We start from the raw sequence: 17,442 nt of genomic DNA, 5'->3' as shown, positions 1-17,442 counted from the left end.
CCACACAACGGCGCCGCAGAGTTCGTGCCCGGCGGCATGCCCGCGGCGGGCCCGCGACGTGTTGGGTCCGTGCTGTGATCGCACTGCTCGCTCCCGGACAGGGATCCCAGACCCCCGGCATGCTCTCCCCCTGGCTGGCCGACCCCGACGCCGAGAAGCAGCTGGCCGCGTGGTCCGACGTCGCCGGGCTCGACCTGGTGCGCCTGGGCACCGTCGCCGAGGCCGACGAGATCAAGGACACCGCGGTGACGCAGCCGCTGGTCGTCGCGGCCGCACTGCTCGCCGCCGCCCGCCTCGACCTGCCGCCCGACACACCCGTCGCCGGCCACTCGGTCGGCGAGCTGGCCGCGCTCGCGATCGCCGGGGTCATCACCCCCGACGCCGCCGTCGCCCTCGCCGCGGTGCGCGGCCGGGAGATGGCCGCGGCGTGCGCGCTGGAGCCGACCGGCATGAGCGCCGTCCTCGGCGGCGACCCCGACGCCGTGCTCGCCCGCCTGGCCGAGCTGGGGCTGGACCCCGCCAACATCAACGGCGCGGGCCAGGTCGTGGCCGCGGGCCCGCTGGCCGCGCTGTCCGCGCTCGCCGAGGACCCGCCCGAGCGGGCCAGGGTGAAGGCCCTCCCGGTCGCCGGCGCGTTCCACACCCGCTTCATGGCCCCGGCCCAGGAGGCCCTGCGCACCCACGCCGCGGGCCTCGCGACGAGCGACCCGACCCGCCCCCTGCTGTCCAATGCGGACGGGGCCGTGGTCGGCGACGGCGCCGAGGCGCTGCGCCGCCTGGTGGACCAGGTCACCCGCCCCGTACGGTGGGACGCCTGCATGGACGCGCTGCGCGAGCTCGGCGTCACCGCCACGGCCGAGCTGCCGCCGGCGGGGGCGCTGACCGGACTCGTGAAGCGCGCGCTGAAGGGCACCACCACGCTCGCGCTCAAGACCCCCGGGGACCTCGACGCGGCGCACGAGCTGATCGGAGCCGATCGATGACACCGGTACTGCGCCTCGCCGAGCCGGTCGCCGGCGCCCGCCTGCTGGGCCTGGGCAGCCACCAGCCCGAGGTCGTCATCACCAACGACGAGCTCGCGCAGCGCATCGACACCAACGACCAGTGGATCCGCGAGCGCGTCGGCATCCGGTCCCGCCGCGTCGCCGCCGAGGGCGTCTCGCTGGTCGACATGGCCTCCGACGCCGGGGCGCGCGCGGTGAAGGACTCCGGCCTCGACCCGTCGGAGATCGACGGCGTGCTGGTCGCCACCTGCACGATGCCCAACTTCATCCCCAACGCCGCGGCCCAGACCGCCGAGCGCATCGGCATCCGCGCCCCCGCCGCCTTCGACCTCAACGCGGCCTGCGCCGGGTTCTGCTACGGCCTCGGCATGGCCGCCGACATGGTCCGCGGCGGCACCGCGCGCAACGTGCTGATCATCGGCGCGGAGAAGCTGTCGGACTGGCTGGACTGGACCGACCGCTCCACGGCGATCATCTTCGCCGACGGCGCGGGCGCGGCGGTGATCGGCGCGGCCGCCGACGCCGCCGCGGTGGGCGTCGGGCCCGTCGCGTGGGGCAGCGCCGGGGAGATGAACCAGGCCATCCGCATCCTCGACGGCCACGGCTCCCGCGCGGGCGGTGCGCTGCACCAGGAGGGCCAGGCGGTGTTCCGCTGGGCCACCACGCAGGTCGCCCCCGTCGCGCTGCGCGCGATCGAGCTGGCCGGGCTCACCCCCGCCGACATCGACGTGTTCGTGCCGCACCAGGCCAACCTGCGGATCGTCGAGGCCGTGGCCAAGAAGCTGCGCAAGCAGGGCGCCCGCGAGGACATGCGGGTGGCCGACGACATCGTGCACTCGGGCAACACCTCGTCCGCGTCCGTCCCGCTCGCCCTGGACCACATGCGCGCCGACGGGCGGGTCCGCTCCGGCGACACCGTGCTGCTCGTAGGCTTCGGCGCGGGCCTGTCCTTCGCCGGCCAGGTCGTCCGGTTCCCCTGAGCCATCAGGGCCCCAGTTTTCCCACCACCCCCAGAAGGAGTTCACGTGGCAGACAGCACCGAGATCCTCGCCGGCCTCGCCGAGATCGTCGAGGAGGTCGCCGGCATCGACACCTCCGAGGTCTCCGCCGACAAGTCCTTCGTGGACGACCTCGACATCGACTCGCTGTCGATGGTCGAGATCGCCGTCCAGGCCGAGGACAAGTTCGGCGTCAAGATCCCGGACGACCAGCTGGCCGAGCTGAAGACGGTCGGTGACGCGGTGGACTACATCGCGAAGAACCAGTGACGAGCACCTCCTCGTCGTCCCCCGTGGAGGTCGTCGTCACCGGTCTCGGTGCGACGACCCCCCTCGGTGGCGACGTCACCTCCACCTGGGAGGCGCTGCTCGCGGGGAAGTCCGGCGTGCGGCGCATCGACGACGACGAGCACGAGTGGGTCACCCGTCACGACCTGCCGGTGAAGATCGCCGCGCCGCTGGCCGTCGAGCCCTCCGAGGTCATCCCGCGCGTGCAGCTGCGCCGGCTCGACCGGTGCGAGCAGGTCGCGCTGGTCGCGGCGAAGGAGGCGTGGGCGCACGCCGGGGCACCGGAGGTCGAGCCCGAGCGGCTCGCCGTCGTCATCGGCACCGGCATCGGCGGCGCGGTCACCCTGCTCGACCAGGACGACCTCCTGGAGGGCCCGGGCCTGCGCAAGGTCTCCCCCCTCACCGTGCCGATGCTCATGCCGAACGGGCCCGCGGCCTGGGTCGGCCTGGAGCTCGGCGCGAAGGGCGGGGTGCACGCGCCGGTCTCGGCGTGCGCGTCCGGTGCGGAGGCGATGGCCTGGGCCATGCGCCTGCTGCAGGCGGGCGAGGTCGACGTCGTGGTCGCCGGTGGCGCGGAGGCCTGCATCACCGGCATCACCGTCGCCGGGTTCGTGCAGGCCCGCACGCTGAGCCAGCGCAACGACGACCCCACGCGGGCGTCGCGCCCGTTCGACACGCACCGCGACGGCTTCGTGCTCGGCGAGGGCGCGGGCATCATGGTCCTGGAGCGCGCCGAGTTCGCGGCGGCCCGCGGCGCCACGGTGCACGGGAAGCTGGCCGGCTTCGGCATCACCTCCGACGCCCACCACATCACCGGCCCGGATCCCGAGGGCACGGGACAGGCGCGCGCGATCACGAGGTCGATCGAGAAGGCCGGCGTGTCCGCGGCCGACGTCACGCACGTCAACTGCCACGCCACCTCCACGGTGGCCGGCGACGTGGGCGAGACCCGCGCGGTGCGCAAGGCGCTGGGCGACCACCCGGTGCTCACCGCGCCGAAGTCGGCCCTGGGTCACCTGGTCGGTGCGGCGGGCGCGGTCGAGGGCATCGTCACGCTGCTCTCGATCAAGGAGGGGATCGTCCCCGGCACCCTCAACCTCGACGACCTCGACCCGGGTGTGGAGCTGGACGTGGTGGCGGGCGAGCCCCGCAAGCTCGACATCACCGCCGCGGTCAACGACTCGTTCGGCTTCGGCGGGCACAACGTGGCGCTCACGTTCGTGCGGTAGCGGCTGCGCGGGGGCACCCGCTCAGCAGGGGCTGGCGATCGAGCTGCCCGCCCCGGTCTGCTCGATGAGCGGCGGTTCGCCGCTCATCGGCAGCGAACTGCGCCAGCAGATCCGGCGCGCCGGGACGTCCGGCGGGGCGTCCTCGACGTCCTGGATGCTGACGAACCGGACGCGGACCAGTACGCGGGCGCCCTCCAGGTCGTCGATGCGGTCGATCCGGATCGTGCCGTCCTGCGAGGAGTCGTAGGCCTCCCGCCAGGCCTCCTCCGGCAGCGCCTCGCTGCGCTCGGGCACGACGGTGGCGACCCACTCCGCGTAGTCCTTGGCGTTGATCGCGTCGTAGTGGCGCTGGAGCTGGGCGCGGACCAGCTCGTGCGCCGGGTGCGCCAGCGCGTCGGCCGAGAGCAGCACCTCCGCCGAGCCCACGCCGGACGGCGGCACGGCGGGTGCGGCGCGCAGCGGCGGCACCGCCGACACGGCCTGCCCGGCCCCGGACCACGCGACCAGGAGCCCGGCGACGAACAGGACGCCGAGCAGCGCCCCCACCACCGTCCCGCCCCTGATCCGCACGCGGCCATCCTGCCGCAGCGGCCGCGACGGCCCCGACGCGGGAACCCCTAGCCGACCTGGTGCAGCCAGGTGACCGGGGCGCCGTCGCCGGCGAGCCGGAAGGGCTCCAGCGCCTCGTCCCACGCCGAGCCGAGCAGGTCGTGCAGCCGCGAGGGGATCTGGCCGTTCGTGGAGCTCGCGAGCAGGGTCCGCAGCTGGTCCTCCGCCACGACGATGTCGCCGTTGGCGCTCGTCCGCCCGCTCCACAGGCCGAGGTTGGGGACGTGGCAGAACCGCTCGCCGTCGACGCCGGGGGTGGGCTCCTCGGTCACCTCGAAGCGGAGCATCGACCAGGCCCGCAGGGCACCGGCGATCGCGCCGCCGCTGCCGGCGGGGCCGCTCCAGGTGCACTCGGCACGGAGCTGACCGTGCACCGCCGGCTGGGGTGTCCAGTGCAGCGACACCTTGGTCGCGAGCACGCCAGAGATCGCCCACTCGACGTGCGGGCAGACCGCAGTCGGCGACGAGTGGACGAAGACCACGCCGCGTGCATTCACTGCAGACCTCCAACGTCGACGAGGATCGTCTTCCCCTACGTCCTCGCGTCGTGGCGCGCCTGCTGCGTCTCGTTTGTCCGGGTACCTGGCCCGGGCTCGGTGATGTTGGGCGCGAGTCTGCCCGTTCCGGGCCGCCGCCGCCACCACTGCAGGACAGCCGGGCGTGTCGCCGCGCAGTGCGCCGCCGGTCCGTCGCTCAGCGGACGGGGACCCCGTCGACGTAGGTGTTGCCGGCCGCCTCGGCGCTCGCCGGGAGCCGCAGCGGGGCCCGTGCCGCGTCGCGCGCGAAGCGGTTGTCGACGACGTGCACGTCGTCGCCGGGGCCGCCGTCCTGGTGCACGGTGTACCCGCCGCCGCCGAGCACGTTGGAGCGCACGACGACCGGTCCCCCGGCGCCGTCGGGGGCGATCCGGACCGCGCTGCCGTGCCCGTCGCCCATCCGGACGGTGGAGTGCTCCACGACGACGTCGGACCCCGTCACCGTCAGCCCGTCGACGCCCTGGCCGGGCGCGAAGCGCGACAGCACGCTCGCGCGCAGCCGGCTCCCCCGCCCGGCGTGCGCCCCGTCCCCGGCGACGCCGACGATCTCGATCCGCTCGGCCGTCCACCGGTCCCCGCCGACGGCGGCCTCGGTGAACCGGCCGGTGAGCGTCGTGTCCTCGATGCGCACCGAGCCCGCCGCGGTCGTCACGATCCCGTAGGGCTGCGTGCCGTCGCCGGTGATCCGGCTGCGGCGGACCACCACGTCCGCGGCGTCGACGACGACCCCGCCGCGCAGGTCCATGCCGTCGAGCACCGTCCCGGGCGTCGTCACCGTGAGCGGGCCGCCCGCGCACAGCCGCAGCGACGGCGGCAGCCCGACGCTCCCCCGCTCCGGCACGACGTAGGGCCCGGCGGCCGCGCACCCGGTCGACACGACGGGCGCGAGCGCGACGGTCGGCGCCGGGCCCCCGAACGTGACCCCCTCGGTGGCCAGCACGACGCCGGACACGCCGACGGCGAAGGCCACGAGCGCGAGGCTCAGACGCCCCGTTCCGGGTACGGACACGACGCGGAGCGTACGACCGGTCGGCGCAACGACCCGTCCTGACGCCTACACGGAGTGAATCGTTATCACGATGTGTAGTGAGCGACTCCGGACTGCAACGTGATCGTCACAGCACCCCGTTCGGCGAGCACGTCGAGGTGCGCCTGGGTCTCCAGGACGGCGAGCATCGCGTTGAAGGTGTCCATCTCGGGCAGGCGCCTGCGGTGCCGCGTCCAGGGCAGCGCCTCCGCGACGGACTGCGCGGTCGACCGGCCCTCGCGCACCGCGGCGAGGGTGGCGTCGAGCCGGTCGCCGTGGTGCTCGAGCAGGGCGTCGACCCGCTCGTGCACGCGCATCCCGATCGGCCCGTGCGCCGGCAGCAGCGAGGCGTCCTTGCGGGAGCGGATGAGCTGCAGGGAGGTCAGGAAGTCGGCCAGCGGGCTCGGCGTCGGGTTCGGCTCGAAGCCGATCGACGGGGTGATGCGCGGCAGGACGTGGTCGCCGGCGAACAGCAGCCCGGCGGCGTCGTCGGCGAAGACGAGGTGGCCGCGGGTGTGCCCGGGCGTCTCGACGGCGGTAAGGACCTGCGTGTCCCCCACCGCGATCTCGGCGCCGTCCTCGATCCACTCGTCCGGCGGCTCCCAGACCGACAGGTCGCCCGGCTCCGGCCGGGTCGCCTCGATCGTGGCCGCCAGCGCGTCGGCCCCGGCGCGCAGCAGCCGCGACCGGTGGGCCTCGAACGGGTCGCGACCGGACCTGTGGATCTCCGCGAGCCCGCTCTCCTCCCCCCGCCCGAGCGCGACGTGCGCCCCGAACTCCTGGCGCAGCGCGATGGCCTGCGTGTAGTGGTCGCGGTGGATGTGGGTGACGAGGAACCGGCGGACGTCGCCGAGCCCGGCCCCGAGCCGGCCCAGTGCCGCGGTCAGCAGCTCGCGCGACTCGGCCAGCGCCCAGCCCGAGTCGATCAGCGTCCAGCCGTCGCCGTCGGGGATCGCGTAGACGTTCACCGCCCGCAGGCCGTCCTGCGGCAGGGGCAGCGGGATGCGGTAGACGTCGGGGGCGCAGCGGTAGGGGCCGCCGCTGGTCCAGTCGCCGTCGGGGTCGTCGTCGAGGATCACCGCCCGACCCTATGCGCTGCACACGCACCCGTCCGGGCCGAGTACCACCCTGGCGCTGCCACCCCGCGTGGCGAACCGGACGGAACGGGCGTGATCCTCACCTGTTCGTGCCGGTCGGAGTACCCCGGAGGGTGAGGCCTGCTCCCGTACTGTCCCACCCACGGTGAACAGCGCCCCCCGGGGCGGGACGAGAGGCGTGGGCAGGATGGCTGCAGAAGTGCCGGAGATGATCGGCGCACCGTTCCTCACCGTGGCCGAGGTGGCGGACCGGATGCGGGTCTCGAAGATGACGGTGTACCGCCTCGTGCACAGCGGGGAGCTCCCGGCGGTGCGGTTCGGGAGGTCGTTCCGCGTGCAGCGCAGCGCGGTGGAGGAGCTGATCCGCGAAGCCCGGTACGAGGCGGGCTGACCCCCGACGGCGGTGCGGACACGCGGCTGTCATCGACGGCTGCGACGATCGCCGCGTGCACCGTCGTCAGGTAACCGCGTTCCTCGAGCTGGACGTCACCGAGCCCGCTCTCCTCGCCTTCCAGGTGGCCGTCGCGTCCGCGTCGGCCGACGAGAAGCTGTCGATCACCCGCGACGGCGAGGCGGTGCCGTGGCGCGAGGTCGCGGCCCCGCACGACGGCCGCCTGCACGTCGTCGACGCGCAGGTGGGGCGCACGGTGCTGGAGTACGCGGCCACCGTCGAGGGGCCGCTGCCCGCGCCGGAGACCACCGAGCTCGACCTGCTCGCCTACCGCCGGCCCAGCCGCTACTGCCCGTCGGACCGGCTGCTCTCGATCGCGGGCGGCGAGTTCGACGGCATCGACGACACCGGCGAGCTCGTCTCCGCCGTCCGCGACTTCGTGTGGGGGCGCCTGTTCTACCTCAGCGGGTCGAGCAAGCCCACCGACGACGCGATCGACACGCTCCTGCTCGGCGAGGGCGTCTGCCGCGACTACGCGCACCTGGTCGTGGCCCTGCTGCGCGCGCGTGACGTGCCCGCGCGGCTGGTCGCCGTCTACGCGCCGGGGCTGGACCCGATGGACTTCCACGCGGTCGTCGAGGCGTGGGTCGACGGCTCCTGGCGGGTCGTCGACGCCACCGGGCTGGCCCCGCGGCCGTCGATGCTGCGGATCGGGACCGGCCGCGACGCCTCCGACACCGCGTTCCTGTCGGTGCACCACGGCATCGCGAACCTGCTGTCGGTGAACGTGCTGGCCGTCGTCGACGAGCTGCCCAACGACGACGGGTCCGCGGTGGTCACCCTCACCTGACGCCCGGCGGAGCCGTGGTGCCCTCCAGCGGCACCACGGCTCCGGAGCGGGGGGGTCAGCTGCAGCCGCTGGTGCTGCCGCAGCCCTCGCACAGGTAGCAGGAACCGGCGGGGCGCATCTTCGTGCCGCAGGTCATGCACAGCGGCGCGTCGGCGGCCTTGCCCATCCGCAGCTCCAGCAGCTCGGTGGAGCTGCCCACCTCGACCGGGGCCTTCGAGGCGCCGGCCGGGGTCACGGGGCCGGTGTGCTCGGTCTCCACGCCCTGGCGCAGGCCCTCGACGTCGACGGTCTCGCCGTACTGGTCGGCCACCTGCGCGGTGCGCTCGTCGGCGGAGAAGATGCCGAGCTGCGCGCGCTTCTCGTAGGGCAGGTGGTCGAGCGCGAGGCGGCGGAACAGGTAGTCGAGCACGCTGGTGGCGATGCGGACGTCCGGGTCGTCGGTCATGCCCGCCGGCTCGAAGCGCAGGTTGGAGAACTTCGAGACGTAGAACTCCAGCGGGATCCCGTACTGCAGGCCCACCGAGATCGACATCGAGAACGCGTCCATCACGCCCGACAGCGTGGAGCCCTGCTTGCCGAGCTTGACGAAGATCTCGCCGAGGCCGTCGTCGGGGTAGGACCCGGCGGTGAGGTAGCCCTCCGCGCCGCCGACGGTGAACGAGACGGTCTCGCTGGGGCGCTTCTTGGGCAGGCGGCGCCGTATCGGCCGCTGCTCGACGACGGTGACGGTCTCCTTCTCCCCCCCGCCCGAGCTCTTGGCCGACTTGCCCGCCGACAGCGGCTGGCCGACCTTGCAGTTGTCGCGGTAGATCGCGAGCGCCTTGAGGCCGAGCTTCCAGCCCTCCAGGTAGACCCGCTCGACGTCCTCGACCGTGGCCGTCTCCGGCATGTTGACCGTCTTGGAGATCGCGCCGGAGAGGAACGGCTGCACCGCGGCCATCATCCGGACGTGGCCCATCGCGGCGATGACCCGCTCGCCCATCGCGCAGTCGAACACCTCGTAGTGCTCGGGGTGCAGGCCGGGGGCGTTGACGACGTGGCCGTGCTCGCCGACGTACTCGACGATGGCCTCGGCCTGCTCCGGCTGGTAGCCGAGCTTGGTGAGCGCGCGCGGCACGGTCTGGTTGACGATCTGCATCGACCCGCCGCCGACCAGCTTCTTGAACTTGACCAGCGCGAGGTCCGGCTCGATGCCGGTGGTGTCGCAGTCCATCATCAGGCCGATGGTGCCGGTGGGGGCGAGCACCGAGGCCTGGGCGTTGCGCCAGCCGTTGCGCTCGCCGGTGGCCAGGCAGTCCTTCCAGGCGATGGTGGCCAGCTTGTGGATGCCGGAGCTCGCCGGGAACGTGCGGACGTCGTCGTTGGCGGCGGCGTGCTTGCGCATGACGCGCTGGTGGGCGCTCGCGTTGCGGGCGTAGCCCTCGTAGGGGCCGACGACACCGGCGAGCTCGGCGGAGCGCTTGTAGGACGCGCCGGTCATCAGCGAGGTGATGGCCGCGGCCAGCGACCGGCCGCCCTCGGAGTCGTAGGCGTGGCCGGTGGCCATCAGCAGCGCACCGAGGTTGGCGTAGCCGATGCCGAGCTGGCGGAAGGCGCGGGTGGTCTCGCCGATCGGGTCGGTCGGGAAGTCGGCGAAGCAGATGGAGATGTCCATCGCGGTGATGATGAGCTCGACCGACTTCTGGAAGCGGGCGGCGTCGAACTGGCCGTCGTCACCGAGGAACGTGAGCAGGTTCAGCGACGCGAGGTTGCAGCTCGAGTTGTCGAGGTGCATGTACTCCGAACACGGGTTGGACGCGGAGATCCGGCCCGATTCCGGGGTGGTGTGCCAGTCGTTGATGGTGCCGTCGTACTGGATTCCGGGATCGGCGCAGGCCCACGCGGCCTCGGCGATTCCGCGGAACAGCTTCTTCGCGTCGACGGATTCGATGACCTCGCCGGTCATCCGCGCGCGGAGCCCGAAATCGGTGCCCGCCTCGACGGCGCGCATGAACTCGTCGGTGACCCGGACGGAGTTGTTGGCGTTCTGGTACTGCACCGAGGTGATGTCGGCCCCGCCGAGGTCCATGTCGAAGCCGGCGTCGCGCAGCACGCGGACCTTGGCCTCCTCCTTGGCCTTGGTCTCGACGAACTCCTCGATGTCGGGGTGGTCGACGTCGAGGACGACCATCTTCGCCGCGCGCCGGGTGGCCCCGCCGGACTTGATGGTGCCCGCGCTGGCGTCGGCGCCCCGCATGAACGAGACCGGCCCGGAGGCGGTGCCGCCCGAGGACAGCAGCTCCTTCGAGCTGCGGATGCGCGAGAGGTTCAGGCCCGCGCCGGAGCCGCCCTTGAAGATCAGGCCCTCCTCGCGGTACCAGTTGAGGATCGACTCCATCGTGTCGTCGACGGCGAGGATGAAGCACGCGCTGACCTGCTGCGGCGAGGTCGTGCCGACGTTGAACCAGACCGGGGAGTTGAAGCTGAACACCTGGTGCAGCAGCATCCAGGTGAGCTCGTGGGCGAACACCTCGGCGTCGTCGTCGGTGGCGAAGTAGCCGTTCTCCAGGCCGGAGCGGTGGTACACCCCGACCACGCGGTCGATGAGCTGGCGCAGGCTCGACTCGCGCTCCACCGCCCCGACGGCCCCGCGGAAGTACTTGCTGGTGACGATGTTGGTGGCGTTGACCGACCAGCTGCTGGGGAACTCGACACCGCGCTGCTCGAAGTTGATCGTGCCGTCGCGCCAGTTGGTCATGACGACGTCGCGGCGCTCCCAGGTGACCTCGTCGTAGGGGTGCACGCCGGCGGTGGTGTGGATCCGCTCGATCGTGAGGCCAGCGGGCCGGGAGGCCCGGGGTGCCTTCTTCCCGCGTCCGGACGTGGTGCCGACGGTCTCGGTCATGGGTGTTCCCTCTCCTGCGCGCACGACGGACCGGGATCGGTCCTGCGGTGCGCGCCGCGTACGAGTGTTGGCGGTGATGACGGGAGTGCGCGACGTCCGGTTCAACGGCGCGGAGTGCGGTGCCGGCGCGGCGGTGCGTCGGGCGGCCGGGTCGGGCCGACGATCGGTGGGACGGGTCAGCTGGGCGCGGCGCGGGCGGGTGTGTCGCGCGCCGGCGTGTCGCGCAGGTCGGCGATCTCCTTCTCGAAGTCCTCGATGGAGGAGAAGGAGCGGTAGACGCTCGCGAACCGGAGGTAGGCCACCTCGTCGAGCTCGCGGAGCGGCCCGAGGATCGCGAGGCCGACCTCGTGGCTGGGGATCTCGGCGGTGCCGCCCGCGCGGACGGCCTCCTCGACGCGGTGCGCCAGCTGCGCCAGCGCGTCCTCGTCGACGGGCCGGCCCTGGCAGGCCCGACGGACCCCGCTGACGACCTTGTCGCGGCTGAAGGGCTCCGTGACCCCGCTGCGCTTGACGACGGCCAGCACCGCCTCCTCGACGGTGGTGAACCGGCGCCCGCAGGAGGCGCAGGAGCGCCGGCGGCGGGTGGCGACCCCGTCGTCGACCTCGCGGGAATCGATGACCCGGCAGTCGGAGTGACGGCAGAACGGGCAGCGCACGGACAACCCCCTCCGACGAACGGAACCCCATCCCTGGGCTAACGACACCCATGTAACCACAACATGTAGGGGCACTGAAAGCCGGGAGGCCCTATCGGTGGCGCCGCGTCGTCCGAACGGGCACGCGGGCGCGGGCCGGCGGCGGGCCGGGCGCGAAGCGTCAGCCCCCGAGCACGCCCGCCACCTGCACGGGCGATGCCACCACCGGTGTGAGCGAGGTGCTCGTCACCTCCGGCGCGGCGGCGGAGTGCCGGGCCGCGGCGGCCACGTCGGCGAGCAGCCCCAGCAGCACGACGACCGCGGCGGTGAGCAGGGCCGTGCCGATGGCGGCGGCCACCCGGCGGCGGCGCAGCACCCGCGGGGGCAGCACCGGGACCGAGCGCAGCAGGACGCGCCCGCCGCGCTGCCCCCGCTCCCCCGCCCGGTCGCCGTCCGGACGGGGCGGCTGCACCGGCCGCACCGCACGCGGCGGCTGCACGGGCCGCACCGGCCGCGGCCCGGGGGCCCGCCCGCGCCGCGGCAGCACCCGGGCGGGGTGCGCCCGCCCCCGGTCCGGCACCTGCGCCCGGTCCGGCACCTGCGCCCGGTCCGGCACCGTCCGGCGCAGGGCCGTGCCGCCGAACCGCATTCCGTCCTCGATCTGATCGTGCACCGGACTCCACCCTTCGCTCGGACCCGCTGACCGTTCGAACTGCTCGCACCGTTCGAACGGGAACGCATGTTCGAACGATCGTCGAGCGATGTGTACCACCGACCACCGACAGAATCGAGAGAACGGGGCGTGTCGTTCGAACATGTGTTTGGCGAGAACCGGAATCGGGGCTACGGTCGGGCCCACGACACGTGTCCGGTCCGCACGGACCGCACGGCACCGAACGAGCAGTACCGACGAGGAGGCGCGAGCACATGGCACGGGACGAGCCCGGCCCGACGGGTGGCGACGACGAGGGGGTGCGCCCCGGGCCGACCGCCCAGGTGAGCACGTTCCCCGACCCCGCGAGCGCCCCCGTCGGTCTCACTCCCCGGCAGCGCAAGGTGCTGGAGGTCATCCGCGACTGGGTGGAGCGCCACGGCTACCCGCCGAGCGTCCGCGAGATCGGCGACGCCGTCGGGCTCACCTCCACCTCGTCGGTGCACCACCAGCTGCGCACGCTCGAGCGCAAGGGCTACCTGCGGCGCGACCCCAACCGCACCCGCGCGGTCGACGTCCGCCCGCCCGACGAGCAGCCCGACGCGGCGCCGTCGGACTCCGGCGTCGTCGAGCGGCCCACCCCCGCGTTCGTCCCGCTGCTGGGCACGATCGCCGCCGGTGGGCCGATCCTCGCCGAGCAGGCGGTGGAGAGCGTGTTCCCGCTGCCGCGCGAGATCGTCGGCGAGGGCACCCTGTTCCTGCTCAAGGTGCGGGGCGACTCGATGGTCGAGGCGGCCATCACCGACGGCGACTGGGTGGTCGTGCGCCAGCAGCCGGTCGCCGAGAACGGGGAGATCGTCGCGGCGATGATCGACGGCGAGGCCACGGTCAAGACGTTCACCCGGCGCGACGGGCACGTGTGGCTGATGCCGGCCAACGCGGCCTACGACCCGATCCCCGGCGACGACGCCACCGTGCTCGGCCGGGTGGTCACGGTCCTGCGGCGCCTCTGACGGCGTCGCCCGCCGCGGCGGGCACCACGATCACGGGGTAGCGGGCGGTGCGCACGAGCACCCCCGCCACCCCGCCCAGCAGCAGCCGCTGCATGAAGCGGTAGCCGCGCGAGCCCACCACGAGCAGGTCCGTGCGGTCCGGCAGGGCGGCCAGGGTGGCCGCCACCGGGCCGACCACGACGTCGCTGATGGCGTCGACCTCGACCGGCAGCGACGCGATTCCCTTGTGGGCGAGCGCCTGCGCCGCCGGCACGCCGTCGGCGTCCTCGGCGACGGTGACGACCCGCACCGCGGCCCCGGTCCGGCCCGCGAGGTGCACGGCCACCGCCACGGCCCGGTCGGCCTCGGCGCTGCCGTCGTAGGCCACGGTCACCGTGGTCATGGTCCCGGTGCCGAGGTGCCGGTAGCCGCGCGGCGCGATCGCCACCGGGCAGCGCGCCAGCGGCAGGAGCCGCTGCACCGTGCGGCCGGGGGCGAGGCGGCCCAGCAGCCCGTGCCCGGTCGAGCCCACCACGAGGACGGCGGCCCCCACGTCGTCGGCGTGGTCGGCGAGCACGTCGGCCACCGAGCCGGGCGTGAGCGCCACGAACTCCGGCTCGTCGGCGCCCCAGCCGTCGCCGATGAGCTCGCGCGCCCGCGAGAACCGGCCCGCGGCGACGCGGCGCGCCTTCTCCCGCCAGCGCGGGTCGCGCGCGACGACGGCGAGCCCGCGCGCGTCGACGGGGTAGACCGTGGCCACCACGGCGCTCAGCCCGGTGAGCCGGGTCAGCTGCGCACCCAGGACGAGCGCGTCGTGCCCGCCCGGCGTGTCCTCGTAACCGGTGACGATCGGCACCGCGCCTCCTTCGACCGTGATCACCGTAACCGCGCGGGGGGCCGCGCCGGTTACGCCGGGGAAACGTCGCCCGCGATCGCCGAGGACCGGGACGTGCGGCGCGCACGCGGGTACCGGCGTCGCCACCGGCTCAGCGGCGCCGCGCCCGCCAGGACAGCGCCGCGGCGAGCAGCACCAGCAGTCCGACGGTCACCCCGCCGCCGATCAGGGCGGGCAGCCACTCGGGTGCCGGCTCGGCCGCGGGCTGCGCGGGGGTGCCGGCGGGCGGGGTGAACGGCTGCGCGGCCAGCGCGGCGGCCCCGGGCACCGCGCGCAGCTCCCCCGGCACCCCGCCGCGGGTCTCCGAGGCCGACAGCAGCGTGCCGTCGGCCTCGAACGCGACCGCCTCCCCCTGCGGCTCGCCGGCCAGCGGCACGCGGGCCGGCTCGCCCTGCAGGGCCGCCGCGACGTCGCCGTCGACGACGGGGAACAGCCAGGCGTCGGTGTAGGTGCGCAGCGCGACGACCCGCCCGTCGGCCGACATCGCGGCGCCGGTGACGGTGCGCGACCCGACTCCCCCGATCGGCCCGCCCTGCGTGTCGGAGACCGGCAGCGACAGCTGCGCCACCCGCTCCAGCGGGAACGGCCCGCGGCCCTGCGGCGCCTCCGCCGGCCGGTACACCCCGGCGGGCGTCCCGACGTCCTTGGTGATCACGTACGGGATCCCGGCGGCGTCGACGAGCATCGCCTCGGCGTCGTGCGGGCCGTCGGGGTAGGTGAAGCGGTGCAGCCGCGCCTCCCCGCGCACGGGCAGCACGATGGCGGCGACGGTCTCCCGGGAACGGTCGTTGTCGCCGGTGTCGGCCACCCAGAACTCGCCGTCGGGCCCGAGCGCGAGGTCCTCGGCGTCGAACGGGTCGACGTCGGCGGTGCGGGTGTCGGCGATCTCGCAGCTCTCACCCGGTCCCCCGGGGTCGATGCGGTGCACCTGCACGCTGCGGCCGCCGTCGGACACCGCCCACACCCCGCCGTCGGCGACGACCATCCCCGACAGCTCCGCGAGCCGGTCGTCGGTGACCGTGCAGCGGACCTCGGGCGCGGGCGGGGCGGCGACCGCGAGGGCCGCCACCAGGAGCAGCCGGATCAGCTCGAGCCCTCCACCAGCACGTACGGCAGCACGGCGGTGGCGAGCTCGGCGCCGACCCGCGCGTGCATCCGCGTGCCCTCGGGCGTGTGCTCCTCCGCCAGCACCTCGCCCTCGGCGTGCACGCGCGCCACCAGCGACCCCTCGACGTAGGGCATCAGCAGCTCCACGTCGACCTCGGGCCGCGGCAGCAGCTCCGCGATGCGGGCCTGGAGCTTGTCGATGCCGTCGCCGCGCTTCGCGGAGACGAACACCGCGTCGGGCAGCAGGTGGCGCAGCCGGGCGAGCTGCAGGTCGCCCGCCGCGTCGGTCTTGTTGACGACGAGCAGCTCGTGGGGCATCCGCCCCTGCTGCTCCTCCCCGATCTCGACCAGCACCTGGCGGACCGCCTTGATCTGGTCCTCGGGCAGCGCGTCGGAGGCGTCGACGACGTGCACGAGCAGGTCGGCCCCCGCCGTCTCCTCCAGCGTGGACCGGAACGCCTCGACCAGCTGGTGCGGCAGGTGCCGCACGAAGCCGACGGTGTCGGTGAGGGTGTAGGTGCGGCCGTCGCCGGTGGACGTCCGCCGGGTCGTCGGATCGAGGGTGGCGAACAGCGCGTCCTCGACGAGCACGCCCGCGCCGGTGAGCGCGTTGAGCAGGCTCGACTTGCCGGCGTTGGTGTAGCCGACGATCGCGACGCCCGGGATCTCGTTGCGCCGGCGCGACCCGCGCTGGGTCTCGCGGATCTGCTTCATCGCCCCGATCTCGCGGCGCAGCTTGGACATGCGGTCGCGGATGCGCCGGCGGTCGAGCTCGATCTTCGTCTCACCGGGGCCGCGGCCGCCGATGCCGACGCCGCCCGCGGCGCGGCCACCGACCTGCCGCGACAGCGCCTCGCCCCAGCCGCGCAGGCGCGGGAGCAGGTAGGACAGCTGGGCCAGCTCGACCTGCGCCTTGCCGTCCCGGCTGCGGGCGTGCTGGGCGAAGATGTCGAGGATCAGCGCGGTGCGGTCGACCACCTTGACCTTGAGCTTGTCCTCCAGCTGCCGCAGCTGACCGGGCGAGAGCTCGCCGTCGCAGATGACGGTGTCGGCGCCGGTGGACTGCACGACCTGCTGCAGCTCCTCGACCTTGCCGGAGCCGATGTAGGTGGCCGGGTCGGGCTTCGGGCGCCGCTGGATCAGCGCGTCCATCACCTGGGAGCCTGCGGTCTCGGCGAGGCGGGCGAGCTCCTCCATGGAGCCGCGGGCCTGCTCGGAGGTGCCCTCCGTCCACACCCCGACGAGCACCACGCGCTCCAGGCGGAGCTTGCGGTACTCGACCTCGGTGATGTCGGTGAGCTCGGTGGACAACCCGACGACGCGGCGGAGCGAGGAGCGTTCCTCGAGCTCGTAGTCGCCGGTCGTGCCGGGGCGGGACAGGACGGGTTCAGTCATCGTGTGAGTCATGCTCCCACGACAACGCCGGTTCTAGCCGAGGGATTCCCCGTCGAGGTCACCGTGCGCGACCAGCACTGCGGGCCCGTGCAGGACCGTCGTGGAGTCGGTGACGGTGACGCGCAGCCGGCCGCCGGGCGTCGAGACGCCGACGGTGCCGGTGTCGCGCCCGGCGTGGCGCAGCGCGGCCACCACGGCGGCGACCGTTCCGGTGCCGCAGGATCGGGTCTCCCCGACGCCGCGCTCGTGCACCCGCATCGCGACCTCGTCGTCCTCGATCGGCGTCACGAACTCGACGTTCACCCCGTGCGGGAACAGCGACGGGTCGTGGCCGGGCGGGCGGGTGAGGTCGAGCTGGTCGATCGCGACGTCGGTGACGCAGGCCAGGTGCGGGTTGCCGACGTCGACCGCGACGCCCGCGAACGCCACCCCGTCGACGCTCGCGGTGCTGGCCTCCCCGACGGCCGCCCGCCCCATGTCGACCGACACCTCGGCGCCGTCGAGGCGCACGGTGCGGACGCCACCGCGGGTGCCCAGCGCCAGGTCGGCGCCGTCGGCGAGCCAGCCGCGGTGGGCGAGGTAGCGGGCGTAGACGCGGACGCCGTTGCCGCACATCTCGGCCAGGCTGCCGTCGGCGTTGCGGTAGTCCATGAACCACTCGACGCCCGGCTCGGGCGGGGGCCCGTCACCGAGCGCGGCCCAGCGGACGACGCGGAGCACGCCGTCGGCCCCCAGGCCGCGACGCCGGTCGCACAGCGCGGCGACACGGGCGGGTGTCAGGTCGAGGGCACCGTCGGGGTCGGGGAGCACCACGAAGTCGTTCTCGGTGCCGTGACCCTTGCTGAACTGCACG

At 74.1% G+C, this 17,442-nt stretch carries 18 protein-coding genes; 7 read left to right on the top strand and 11 right to left on the bottom strand.

What is annotated here, in order from left to right; genetic code table 11:
* Positions 1–74: 74 nt before the first annotated feature.
* The 4 genes from H6H00_RS17130 to H6H00_RS17115 are packed head-to-tail and all read left to right on the top strand — an operon-like array spanning position 75 to position 3,519.
* Positions 75–983: an ACP S-malonyltransferase gene (locus H6H00_RS17130; RefSeq protein WP_185716764.1), complete on the top strand. Its 909-nt coding sequence runs from the start codon at positions 75–77 to the stop codon at positions 981–983.
* Complete coding sequence (locus H6H00_RS17125; protein WP_185716763.1) at positions 980–1,984, top strand: beta-ketoacyl-ACP synthase III; 1,005 nt, start codon at positions 980–982, stop codon at positions 1,982–1,984. The genes H6H00_RS17130 and H6H00_RS17125 overlap by 4 nt, the downstream gene beginning before the upstream one ends.
* Before the next feature lie 45 nt (positions 1,985–2,029).
* Positions 2,030–2,272, top strand: a complete 243-nt coding sequence (locus H6H00_RS17120; protein WP_185716762.1) for an acyl carrier protein — start codon at positions 2,030–2,032, stop codon at positions 2,270–2,272.
* On the top strand, positions 2,269–3,519 hold the full coding sequence (locus tag H6H00_RS17115) for a beta-ketoacyl-[acyl-carrier-protein] synthase family protein (RefSeq protein WP_185716761.1): 1,251 nt from the start codon (positions 2,269–2,271) through the stop codon (positions 3,517–3,519). The genes H6H00_RS17120 and H6H00_RS17115 overlap by 4 nt, the downstream gene beginning before the upstream one ends.
* 21 nt (positions 3,520–3,540) lie before the next feature.
* Here H6H00_RS17115 and H6H00_RS17110 read toward each other — a convergent pair whose 3' ends face one another.
* From H6H00_RS17110 to H6H00_RS17095, 4 genes are all read right to left on the bottom strand, one after another.
* Positions 3,541–4,089 (bottom strand): hypothetical protein, encoded by a 549-nt coding sequence (locus H6H00_RS17110; protein WP_185716760.1) that lies wholly within the window; start codon positions 4,087–4,089, stop codon positions 3,541–3,543.
* Between the two features lie 47 nt (positions 4,090–4,136).
* Positions 4,137–4,625 (bottom strand): DUF3145 domain-containing protein, encoded by a 489-nt coding sequence (locus H6H00_RS17105; protein WP_185716759.1) that lies wholly within the window; start codon positions 4,623–4,625, stop codon positions 4,137–4,139.
* A gap of 196 nt (positions 4,626–4,821) precedes the next feature.
* Positions 4,822–5,673, bottom strand: coding sequence for a hypothetical protein (locus H6H00_RS17100; RefSeq protein WP_185716758.1), 852 nt, complete (start codon positions 5,671–5,673; stop codon positions 4,822–4,824).
* A 65-nt stretch (positions 5,674–5,738) separates the two neighbouring features.
* Positions 5,739–6,770 (bottom strand): MBL fold metallo-hydrolase, encoded by a 1,032-nt coding sequence (locus H6H00_RS17095; RefSeq protein WP_185716757.1) that lies wholly within the window; start codon positions 6,768–6,770, stop codon positions 5,739–5,741.
* 205 nt (positions 6,771–6,975) lie between these two features.
* Between H6H00_RS17095 and H6H00_RS17090 the strand changes: the two genes are divergently transcribed.
* Positions 6,976–7,179: a helix-turn-helix domain-containing protein gene (locus H6H00_RS17090; protein ID WP_185716756.1), complete on the top strand. Its 204-nt coding sequence runs from the start codon at positions 6,976–6,978 to the stop codon at positions 7,177–7,179.
* Between the two features lie 55 nt (positions 7,180–7,234).
* Positions 7,235–8,029 (top strand): transglutaminase-like domain-containing protein, encoded by a 795-nt coding sequence (locus H6H00_RS17085; RefSeq protein ID WP_185716755.1) that lies wholly within the window; start codon positions 7,235–7,237, stop codon positions 8,027–8,029.
* A gap of 55 nt (positions 8,030–8,084) precedes the next feature.
* On the opposite strand, the gene H6H00_RS17080 is transcribed toward H6H00_RS17085, so the two are convergent.
* From H6H00_RS17080 to H6H00_RS17070, 3 genes are all read right to left on the bottom strand, one after another.
* Complete coding sequence (locus tag H6H00_RS17080; RefSeq protein WP_185716754.1) at positions 8,085–10,913, bottom strand: vitamin B12-dependent ribonucleotide reductase; 2,829 nt, start codon at positions 10,911–10,913, stop codon at positions 8,085–8,087.
* A gap of 176 nt (positions 10,914–11,089) precedes the next feature.
* A complete protein-coding gene (nrdR, locus tag H6H00_RS17075) occupies positions 11,090–11,569 on the bottom strand; it encodes a transcriptional regulator NrdR (protein WP_185716753.1) in 480 nt (159 codons plus the stop codon).
* 160 nt (positions 11,570–11,729) lie between these two features.
* Positions 11,730–12,221 carry a hypothetical protein gene (locus H6H00_RS17070; RefSeq protein ID WP_185716752.1) on the bottom strand — a complete coding sequence of 164 codons (492 nt, stop codon included), beginning with the start codon at positions 12,219–12,221 and terminating at the stop codon, positions 11,730–11,732.
* A gap of 254 nt (positions 12,222–12,475) precedes the next feature.
* Between H6H00_RS17070 and lexA the strand changes: the two genes are divergently transcribed.
* A complete protein-coding gene (gene lexA, locus H6H00_RS17065) occupies positions 12,476–13,213 on the top strand; it encodes a transcriptional repressor LexA (protein WP_185716751.1) in 738 nt (245 codons plus the stop codon).
* On the opposite strand, the gene H6H00_RS17060 is transcribed toward lexA, so the two are convergent.
* The 4 genes from H6H00_RS17060 to dapF form a co-directional block, all read right to left on the bottom strand.
* A complete protein-coding gene (locus tag H6H00_RS17060; RefSeq protein ID WP_185716750.1) occupies positions 13,191–14,048 on the bottom strand; it encodes a universal stress protein in 858 nt (285 codons plus the stop codon). The two genes, lexA and H6H00_RS17060, sit on opposite strands and share 23 nt — an antisense overlap.
* A 130-nt stretch (positions 14,049–14,178) precedes the next feature.
* Positions 14,179–15,156 carry an SdiA-regulated/phytase-like domain-containing protein gene (locus H6H00_RS17055; RefSeq protein ID WP_185716749.1) on the bottom strand — a complete coding sequence of 326 codons (978 nt, stop codon included), beginning with the start codon at positions 15,154–15,156 and terminating at the stop codon, positions 14,179–14,181.
* 14 nt (positions 15,157–15,170) lie between these two features.
* On the bottom strand, positions 15,171–16,589 hold the full coding sequence (gene hflX / locus H6H00_RS17050; protein ID WP_185716748.1) for a GTPase HflX: 1,419 nt from the start codon (positions 16,587–16,589) through the stop codon (positions 15,171–15,173).
* Positions 16,590–16,622: 33 nt separating this feature from the next.
* Positions 16,623–17,441: a diaminopimelate epimerase gene (gene dapF / locus H6H00_RS17045; RefSeq protein ID WP_185716747.1), complete on the bottom strand. Its 819-nt coding sequence runs from the start codon at positions 17,439–17,441 to the stop codon at positions 16,623–16,625.
* Position 17,442: the final 1 nt, after the last annotated feature.

The organism is Pseudonocardia petroleophila, from assembly GCF_014235185.1.
GTDB lineage: Bacteria > Actinomycetota > Actinomycetes > Mycobacteriales > Pseudonocardiaceae > Pseudonocardia > Pseudonocardia petroleophila.
This window is presented reverse-complemented; position numbering and strand designations above follow the sequence as displayed.